This window comes from Polaromonas sp. P1_E3 (genome assembly GCF_056405935.1).
This window is the reverse complement of the sequence record NZ_JBFUBD010000637.1, coordinates 1-1,133: the sequence shown is the minus strand read 5'-3', so window position 1 is coordinate 1,133 and position 1,133 is coordinate 1. Positions and strand designations below refer to the sequence as shown.

Genomic DNA, 1,133 nt, shown 5'->3' with positions numbered 1-1,133 from the left:
GGCCAGTGCCGCACTGCCGGCCGCCAGTACCCACCAGCCCTGGCGCGAGCCCAGGCGGGCAGCATCCATGCCGGGAATTYCTGCAGGCAAACCCAGCGAAGGCCAGAAGTGAAAGACCAGCCAGCCCGCCGCGGCCACCCAGGCGGCCAGTGACAGGGAGCGAAGGCTGCTGCCGCGCACGAGGCTGAAGCCCATCACCGCAAATACCAGCAGCGCCATGCTGAAAGCGTGCAGGACATTGGCTGCCCATGTCCAGAACACACGTTCCAGGCCATCGGCCGGGGCCCATGGCTCGGCCGCGACCCCGGCATGGGTATGCGCCGCTGCATCCGCATGTGTGTGCGTGGTGGCCGTCGCGGGAGCGGGAGCAGTGGCTGGCGCGGCTGCCGCAGGCGTTTCCACTTTCTGGCTCTCAAACACTTCCGCGGCCAGGATGATGGGCACTGCCTGCAACTGCTGCACGCCGGACTGCAGGCTACCCACCACCACCGCAACGGCCAAAGCCGCCCAGATCAATCGTTGAAAAACCATGGATATCTCCCGGTGAAAAGTCGGCTCAGTGGCAGGGCTTGACGGTGATGTGGCGCACGTCGTGCGCGGCGTTATGCGCCAGCGGGCTTTCAGCGAAAGCCACGCCGTACAGAACCACCAGGCCCAGCACGGCGGCGCCGCACAGAGGGCGCAACACAGCCAGGCCGGGGTTCAGCGTGTGAGCAGGGCTCTGGGTCAGCGTTGTTGATTCAGTCATGAAATCTCCTTGAGGTTGAGGTGAATGGGTGAATGGTGAATGAACGGGGTGAAAAAAGAAACTTAGTGCATTTGCGTTGTCATGTCGAGCCCAGCCCGGCAGGCGGCAACCGCGCGAGGATGCCGCTGCGCAGGCGCTCGGGCCTCGCGTTGCGGGCCAGGTTGCCGTCAACGCTGTGCCTGTGCAGCTGTGCGCAGGCAATCACTTGGGCCGCGGTTTCGGCGTCGGGAATCAGGTCACCAAAGTAATAACTGAACTTGCCCTGCGCCTGCAGCGTCACGGTGCAGGCGCGGGAGCAGCCACTCATGCAGGCCAGGCCGCGCAGCTGCAGGCCTTGGTGCTGCCCGGTGTCCAGCTCGCACACCAGCAGGGCGTCCTGCACGGC

Annotated in this window: 3 protein-coding genes; all 3 read right to left on the bottom strand. The window is 65.4% G+C overall.

From position 1 onward, the window contains the following. Nucleotides 1-531, bottom strand: a 531-nt coding sequence (locus AC1D0Z_RS22395) for a CbtA family protein (protein WP_477660345.1), incomplete at its 3' end; no start/stop codon positions are given. A 25-nt stretch (nt 532-556) separates the two neighbouring features. After that, on the bottom strand, nt 557-748 hold the full coding sequence (locus tag AC1D0Z_RS22390; RefSeq protein WP_477660344.1) for a CbtB domain-containing protein: 192 nt from the start codon (nt 746-748) through the stop codon (nt 557-559). Nucleotides 749-827: 79 nt separating this feature from the next. Then, nucleotides 828-1,133: DUF1636 family protein (locus AC1D0Z_RS22385; protein WP_477660343.1), on the bottom strand; the 306-nt coding region annotated here is incomplete at its 5' end.

What these genes read in the sequence shown, in the direction of transcription:
- AC1D0Z_RS22390 (WP_477660344.1), bottom strand. Translation starts at nt 748, where the DNA reads ATGACTGAATCAACAACGCTGACCCAGAGCCCTGCTCACACGCTGAAC.